The organism is Sphingomonas faeni (assembly GCF_030817315.1).
GTDB classification, from domain to species: domain Bacteria; phylum Pseudomonadota; class Alphaproteobacteria; order Sphingomonadales; family Sphingomonadaceae; genus Sphingomonas; species Sphingomonas faeni_C.
Genome location: NZ_JAUSZF010000002.1, coordinates 1 through 7,699 on the forward strand (window position 1 = coordinate 1; position 7,699 = coordinate 7,699).

At 66.1% G+C, this 7,699-nt stretch carries 9 protein-coding genes; all 9 read left to right on the forward strand.

The features are described 5' to 3' along the window. A partial coding sequence (arfA, locus tag QFZ54_RS17475) for an arabinosylfuranosidase ArfA (protein WP_307089575.1) occupies positions 1-1,522 on the forward strand: 1,522 nt, incomplete at its 5' end. Positions 1,523-1,590: 68 nt separating this feature from the next. Continuing rightward, the gene (locus QFZ54_RS17480) at positions 1,591-2,169 is read left to right on the forward strand and encodes an HhH-GPD-type base excision DNA repair protein (protein WP_307089577.1); all 579 of its coding nucleotides are present in this window, start codon (positions 1,591-1,593) and stop codon (positions 2,167-2,169) included. Continuing rightward, positions 2,169-3,173 carry a LacI family DNA-binding transcriptional regulator gene (locus QFZ54_RS17485; protein ID WP_307089580.1) on the forward strand — a complete coding sequence of 335 codons (1,005 nt, stop codon included), beginning with the start codon at positions 2,169-2,171 and terminating at the stop codon, positions 3,171-3,173. The genes QFZ54_RS17480 and QFZ54_RS17485 overlap by 1 nt, the downstream gene beginning before the upstream one ends. Before the next feature lie 87 nt (positions 3,174-3,260). After that, the gene (locus tag QFZ54_RS17490) at positions 3,261-3,563 is read left to right on the forward strand and encodes an urease subunit gamma (RefSeq protein ID WP_307089582.1); all 303 of its coding nucleotides are present in this window, start codon (positions 3,261-3,263) and stop codon (positions 3,561-3,563) included. A gap of 11 nt (positions 3,564-3,574) precedes the next feature. Further along, on the forward strand, positions 3,575-3,913 hold the full coding sequence (locus tag QFZ54_RS17495) for an urease subunit beta (RefSeq protein WP_307089584.1): 339 nt from the start codon (positions 3,575-3,577) through the stop codon (positions 3,911-3,913). Further along, the gene (ureC, locus tag QFZ54_RS17500; RefSeq protein WP_307089585.1) at positions 3,910-5,652 is read left to right on the forward strand and encodes an urease subunit alpha; all 1,743 of its coding nucleotides are present in this window, start codon (positions 3,910-3,912) and stop codon (positions 5,650-5,652) included. The genes QFZ54_RS17495 and ureC overlap by 4 nt, the downstream gene beginning before the upstream one ends. Positions 5,653-5,669: 17 nt before the next feature. Continuing rightward, entirely contained in the window at positions 5,670-6,149 is a 480-nt protein-coding gene (ureE, locus tag QFZ54_RS17505; protein ID WP_307089587.1) for an urease accessory protein UreE, read from the forward strand. 150 nt (positions 6,150-6,299) lie between these two features. After that, on the forward strand, positions 6,300-6,965 hold the full coding sequence (locus QFZ54_RS17510) for an urease accessory protein UreF (protein WP_307089588.1): 666 nt from the start codon (positions 6,300-6,302) through the stop codon (positions 6,963-6,965). A gap of 25 nt (positions 6,966-6,990) precedes the next feature. Next, positions 6,991-7,608, forward strand: coding sequence for an urease accessory protein UreG (gene ureG / locus QFZ54_RS17515; protein WP_307089589.1), 618 nt, complete (start codon positions 6,991-6,993; stop codon positions 7,606-7,608). The last annotated feature ends 91 nt before the right edge of the window (positions 7,609-7,699 follow it).

Genomic DNA, 7,699 nt, shown 5'->3' on the forward strand with positions numbered 1-7,699 from the left:
CCCAGCAGAATCCACCCCGGCGACGATCACCATCGATCCCGCCTTCATAGTGGGCCCCGTCCGGCGGCGCACCTTCGGCGCCTTCGTGGAACACCTCGGGCGTTGCGTGTACACCGGGATCTTTGAGCCGGAACACCCCGACGCCGACGAGGACGGCTTCCGCAAGGACGTGCTTGAGCTGACCCGTGAACTGGGGGTCTCCACGGTGCGGTATCCCGGCGGCAACTTCGTCTCCGGATACCGCTGGGAGGACGGAATAGGGCCGGTGGACCAGCGGCCCGTCCGGCTGGACCTGGCCTGGCACTCCACCGACCCCAACTCCGTGGGCGTGGACGAGTTCGCCAAATGGTCCGCCAAGGCCGGCGTGGAACCCATGATGGCCGTGAACCTGGGCACCCGCGGCGTCCAGGAAGCCGTTGACCTGCTGGAGTACTGCAACATCGACGGCGGCACCGCACTCTCCGAGCAGCGCCGGGCCAACGGTGCCGCCAACGGCTACGGCATCAGGATGTGGTGCCTGGGCAACGAAATGGACGGACCCTGGCAGATCGGGCACAAGAACGCCCAGGAGTACGGCAGGCTGGCCGCGGACACCGCCCGCGGAATGCGCATGATCGACCCCGGCCTGGAGCTCGTGGCCTGCGGCAGCTCAGGACCCACCATGCCCACCTTCGGCGAGTGGGAGCGGGTGGTCCTCACCGAAACCTACGACGTGGTGGACCTGGTCTCCGCGCACCAGTACTTCGAAGACTCCGGCGACCTCCAGGAACACCTCGCCGCCGGGCACAAGATGGAAGCATTCATCCGCGACATAGTCAGCCACATCGACCATGTGAAGTCCGTCAGGAAGTCCTCCAAGCAGGTGAACATCTCCTTCGACGAGTGGAACGTCTGGCACATGAGCCGTGGCGAATCCAAGGTGCCCAGCGGCAACGACTGGCCGGTGGCCCCGGTCCTGCTGGAAGACACCTACACGGTGGCGGACGCCGTGGTGGTGGGGGACCTCCTGGTCACGCTGCTCCGCAACACCGACCGGGTCCATTCCGCGAGCCTGGCGCAACTGGTGAACGTCATCGCCCCCATCATGACCGAACCCGGCGGCCGGTCCTGGAAGCAGACCACCTTCCACCCGTTCGCCCTGACCTCCCGGCATGCGTCCGGCACCGTCCTGCAGCTCGCCGTCGAATCCCCCCTGGTCAGCGGCGGCACGACCGCCGGCTTCGCCGCGCTGTCCGCCGTCGCCACCTATGACGCGGCGAAGGGCGAGGCGGTGGTGTTCGCCGTCAACCGCTCCGCCACCGGAGCACTCACCCTGGATGCCGCCGTCGGCGGCCTGGGCAATGTCAGGGTGATCGAGGCGCTGACGTACTCCAACAAGGACCCCTACTGGCAGGCCACGGCCGACGATTCCAGCTCCGTCCTGCCGGCGGAGAACGTCACGGCCAAGACCGACGGCGGCCGGCTCACCGCCGAGCTTCCGGCCGTGTCCTGGTCCATGATCCGGCTCGCCGTGGAGGCCTGACCGGGCCCCGCACCAGGGCGGAGGCGCCCTTATGACGACGACGGCCCGCAGGTGGGAGGATGGACGGCATGGAACTGCACATCACGGGGGATCCCGCCGCGGACAAGTTGTTGAGTGAGGACGCCTTCGCCCTCCTGACCGGCATGCTGCTGGACCAGCAGGTGACGATGGAATCGGCCTTCGCCGGGCCCGAAAAGATCCGGAGCCGGATCGGATCCATGAAGCCCGAGGCCATTGCCGCGCACGATCCCGCCGCCTTTGTGGAGATGTTCAAGGAGCGCCCCGCCGTCCACCGCTTCCCCGGTTCCATGGCTGCCAGGGTGCAGGCGCTCGCCGAGGCTGTCCGGAACGAATGGGACGGCGACGCCGCAGCCATCTGGACCGAAGGCTCACCCGACGGCGCAGAGGTGCTGAAACGGCTCACGGCGCTGCCCGGCTTTGGGGAGCAGAAGGCAAAGATCTTCCTGGCCCTGCTGGGCAAGCAGCGTGGCCTTGAAGCGCCCGGGTGGCGGGAAGCGGCCGGGAATTACGGGGAAGAAGGCTCCTACCTGTCCGTGGCGGACATCGTGGACCCGGAATCCCTGGCCAAGGTGCGGGCCAGCAAGCAGGCGGCCAAGGCGGCGGCGAAGGCAGGAAAAGAACGTTAATGGCAGTCACCATGAACGACGTCGCCCGCGCGGCCGGCGTTTCGCTCAAAACGGTCTCGAATGTCCTGAACGACTACGAGTTCATCCGCCCGGCCACCAAGCAGCGCGTGCAGGACGCCATTGCCGAGCTGGGCTATGAGGCCAACCTCACCGCCCGCAGCCTGCGCTCAGGCAAGACGTCCATGCTGGGCCTGGTCTTCTCCGACCTCTCGGCACCCTATTACGCTGAACTGGCGTCACGGCTGATGAAGGCCGCATCACGACACGGCTACCGGGTGCTGGTGGAACAGTCCGGCGCTGACGCTTCCGTTGAACTCAGCGCCCTGCACGGGACGTTCCGGCAGCTCACCGACGGGCTGCTCTTTACGCCGCTGGTGGTGGACGCGGACGCCATCGCCGCCCGCGCCGGCACGAAACCCCTGGTGATGCTCGGCGAGCACATCATTGATCCCCGCTTCGACCTGGTCACCATGAAGAACGAGGAAGCCGCGGCTGCGCTGACCACGCACCTGCTGCAGGCCGGCCGCCGTCGTATTGCCGTCATTGGCGCCAACGCCGGGGAGTCCACCGGGACCGCGGGCCTGCGGATGAACGGGTACCGGAAGGCGCTGGAACAGGCGGGCGTCCCGTTCGACGCCGGACTGGTGGCCCCTGCTCAATGGCGCCGCGATACGGGTGCCGCCGCCGTTGCAGGCCTGATGGCATCGGGCGTCCAATTCGACGCCGTCTTCGGCCTGAACGACGTCCTGGCACTCGGCGCGATGCATGAACTGTTGATCCGGGGAGTCAACGTGCCGGGGGACGTGGCGGTGGCAGGCTTTGACGACATTGACGAGGCACGATTCGCGTCCCCGTCCCTGACCACTATCTCCCCGGGCATGGACGAGATCGCGGAGCGTTCGATCAGCCTGCTGCTGGACCGGATCGGCGGCCGCGAAACATCCGGGCAGGGCGTGCACGTGGAATCGGGGTTCGAGCTGAAGATCCGGGAGTCCGCGCCCTAGGTTCGGTCCGGATGATGGACCTGAAACGTGGCGGAAACGTGACCGGCTTAGGCTGGCAGCACACCCCAGGCCGTCGAAGGGAACCCCATGCATCTGATGCCGCGTGAGCAGGAAAAGCTCCTGATCGTGGTGGCCGCCGACCTCGCCCGCCGCCGCCAGGAGCGGGGACTAAAGCTGAACTACCCCGAAGCCGTCGCCATCATCAGCTACGAACTTATCGAGGGTGCCCGGGACGGCAGGACCGTCGCCGACCTCATGAGCTACGGCACCACGCTGCTGGGCCGTGACGACGTCATGGAAGGCGTGCCGGAGATGATCCATGACGTGCAGATCGAGGCCACCTTCCCTGACGGCACCAAGCTGGTCACCGTCCACAACCCGATCCGCTAAGGAGCGCCGCAATGATCCCAGGCGAGTACATCCTCCGGCCCGAACCCGTGACGGCGAACCCCGGCAGGGCGGCCATCGAGGTGGCGGTGACCAACACCGGCGACCGGCCCGTCCAGGTGGGCTCCCACTTCCACTTCGCCGAGGCCAACGCGGCATTGTCCTTTGACCGGGAGGCGGCCTACGGCCGGCGCCTGGACATTCCGGCAGGAACGGCCGCCCGGTTTGAGCCCGGCGACTCCCGCAGCGTGCGGCTGATCGAACTGGCCGGCTCGCGCGAGGTGTACGGGCTCAGCAACGCGGTCAACGGCAGGCTCGCCGGCCAGGGCAAGCCAGAGGACGGTGCCAAGTGAGCTTCGAGATTCCACGCCGGCAATACGCGGACCTGTACGGCCCCACCGCCGGGGACAAAATCCGCCTGGCCGACACCGACCTGTTTCTCGAGATCGAAAAAGACTTCACGGCCTACGGCGAGGAGGTGGTGTTCGGTGGCGGCAAGGTGATCCGCGACGGCATGGGCCAAAACGGCCAGGCCACCCGCGACCAGGACATCCCTGACACCGTCATCACCAACGCCGTCATCCTTGACTACACCGGCATCTACAAGGCCGACATCGCGCTCAAGGACGGCCACATCTTCCGCATCGGCAAGGCCGGCAACCCGCAGATCACGGACGGCGTGGACATCGTGATCGGCGCCAGCACCGAGATCATCGCCGGCGAGCGAAAGATCCTCACCGCCGGCGGCATCGACACCCACATCCACTTCATCTCCCCGGACCAGGTGCCCACCGCCCTGGCCAGCGGAGTGACCACCATGATCGGCGGCGGCACCGGCCCGGCCGAAGGCACCAAAGCCACCACGGTGACCCCCGGAAAATGGCACATCCAGCGGATGCTGCAGGCAGCTGAAGGACTGCCCGTGAACATCGGCCTCTTCGGCAAAGGCCACGCGTCCGCCGTCGAACCCCTCGCCGAGCAGATCCGTGCCGGCGCCATCGGCCTGAAGGTTCACGAGGACTGGGGTTCCACCACTTCCTCGATCGATACCTCCCTCACCGTCGCTGACGAATACGACGTCCAGGTGGCCATCCACACCGACACCCTGAACGAGTGCGGCTTCGTGGAGGACACCATCCGCGCCATCAACGGCCGGGTGATCCACACCTTCCACACCGAAGGCGCCGGCGGCGGACACGCACCGGACATCATCAAGATCGCGGGCATGCCCAACGTCCTGCCCGCCTCCACCAACCCCACGCTGCCCTACACCCGCAACACCATCGAAGAGCACCTGGACATGCTGATGGTCTGCCACCACCTCAACCCGGACATCCCCGAGGACGTGGCCTTCGCCGATTCCCGCATCCGCGCCGAGACCATCGCCGCCGAGGACGTCCTGCAGGACCTGGGCATCTTCTCCATCACCTCCTCCGACTCCCAGGCCATGGGCCGGGTGGGCGAGGTGATCACCCGCACGTGGCAGGTGGCGGACAAGATGAAGAAGCAGCGCGGCGTCCTGGAAGAGGCCGACGGCGGAACCGGCCCGGGCGCCCACGGCTCGCCAGGCAGCGACAACTTCCGGCTGAAGCGGTACGTGGCCAAGTACACGATCAACCCGGCCATCGCGCAGGGCATCGCGGACTCGGTGGGCTCCGTGGAGGTGGGCAAGTTCGCCGACCTGGTCCTCTGGGACCCGGCCTTCTTTGGCGTCAAACCGGAACTGGTGCTTAAGGGCGGGCAGATCGCCTACGCATTGATGGGGGACTCCAACGGGTCCATTCCCACGCCGCAGCCGCGCACCATGCGGCCCATGTTCGCCACGTTCGGCAAGGCAATGCAGCAGTCCTCCATCACCTTCCTGTCCCAGGCCGCCATCGACGCCGGCGTGCCCGAAGAACTGGGGCTGGAGAAGGTCATCCGGCCCGTCTCCGGCATCCGCACCCTCACCAAAGCCGACCTCAAATACAATGACGCAACCCCGGACATCCAGGTGGACCCGGAAACCTACCAAGTGACGGTCGACGGCGAGGACGTCACCTGCGAGCCGTCCGACGTCCTGCCCATGGCGCAGCGCTACTTCCTGTTCTAGAGCACCGGAGAAACCACGTGATCATCGACAAAGTCCTCGGCAACCTGCACGAGCTGCCGGACCCCGAAGCGTACGCCGGCCTGCACCAGGAAAAAGTGGTCCTGCCCAGCGCCCAGCTGGTCAAACGCATCCAGCGCGCCACCACCGACCACGGCAAGGAAATCGGCATCCGCCTCCCCTCCGGCTCCGGTGACCTCCGCGACGGCGACATCCTCCACGTGGAGGAATCCAACATGATCGTGGTGTCAGTCCTGCCCACCGACGTCCTGGTCATCGCACCCCGCACCATCTCCGAAATGGGCGTCACCGCACACTCCCTGGGCAACCGGCACCTCCAGGCACAGTTCTTCGACGCGTCCTCCGAATACGGGGCCGAGGTCATGGTGTGCGCCTACGACCACACCGTCGAGGACTACCTCCGCCACAACTCCGTGCCCTACACCCGCCAGGAACGCGTGCTCCCTGTGCCTTTCCGCCATGCTGAACACTCGCACTGACTCCGCGCCTTCGGCTCCTTCGGTGGGTGCCGGCGCGGGGGCTTCGGCGGGTGATAGGGGCCGTGCCCGCTTCGCGGTGCCCACCACGCCGCGGCCCCTATCACCCGCCTCCGCCCAGTTGGGCGCGTACGTCGCCTTGGGGTCGCGGTTATGAGTTATCAGCTTGCTCTTCAGCAGCTCACTGATTCTGCGCTTCCTACTGGGGCCTTCGCGCACTCGCTTGGGTTTGAGACCTATGTCGACGCCGGTGTTGTCGCTGATGAGGCTGGTTTTGGGGCTTGGTTGTCCGCGTTCATCTCGCAGTCGCTGACTTATTCCGATGGGCTTGCCATTCGGTTCCTTTATGAGGGGGCTGATGTTGGTGAGCTGGATGGTCTTCTTTCTGCTTCTCTTTTGCCGCGGCAGGTTCGTGAGGCGAGCTGCAAGATGGGGCTTCGGTTGCTGGAAATCGGCGCTGAGGTGTTTCCGTCGGCCGAGCTCGCACTGTATCGGGACCTGGTGACCACGGGCCGGGCCGCCGGGCACCAGCCGCTCGCGTTCGCCGTCGTCGCCCGCTCACTGGGCGTTCCGCCCCAGGAGGCGCTCGCCGCCTACCTCTTCGCCACCGTCACCTCCCTGACACAGAACGCCGTGCGGGCCATTCCGCTGGGCCAGAACGCCGGGCAGCGGGTGCTGCGGAAAGCGCACGACGACGTCGCTGCCGCCATCGACACCATCGCGCACCTCACGCCGGACGACTTCGGCGCCGTCAGCCCCGGGCTGGAAATTTCACAAATGCGGCACGAACGCCAGCGTGCCCGGATGTTCATGAGCTAGCTGTGCTTTCGATTCAGGAGGAAAAATGAGCGAACCCATCAAAATCGGCATCGGCGGACCCGTGGGAGCCGGCAAAACCCAGCTCGTGGAGCGACTCACACGGCACATGAGTGCCGAGATCTCCATGGCCGCCATCACCAACGACATCTACACCATCGAGGACGCCAAGATCCTAGCCGCCAACGGCATCCTCCCCGTGGACCGGATCATCGGCGTCGAAACCGGCGGCTGCCCGCACACCGCCATCCGCGAAGACACCTCCATGAACACCGCCGCCATCGAGGAACTCAAAACCCGCCACCCCGACCTGCAGGTGATCTTCGTCGAATCCGGCGGCGACAACCTCTCCGCCACCTTCAGCCCCGAACTCGTGGACTTCTCCATCTACATCATCGACGTGGCCCAGGGCGAAAAAATCCCCCGCAAAGCAGGCCAGGGCATGATCAAGTCCGACCTCTTCATCATCAACAAAACCGACCTCGCACCCCACGTCGGCGCAGATTTGTCAGTCATGGAGCGGGATTCCAAGGAGTTCAGGGGCAACAAGCCGTTCTGTTTCACCAACCTGAAAACGGACGAGGGCCTCGACAAGGTCATCGACTGGATCCGCCACGACGTCCTGATGCTCGACCTGGCTTCATGAGTACGACGGCGGGAGCGCCACCGGCGGCTTCACCGTATGTAAGGGGCCGTGCCCGCTTCGCGGTGCCCACCACGACGCGGCCCCTTACATC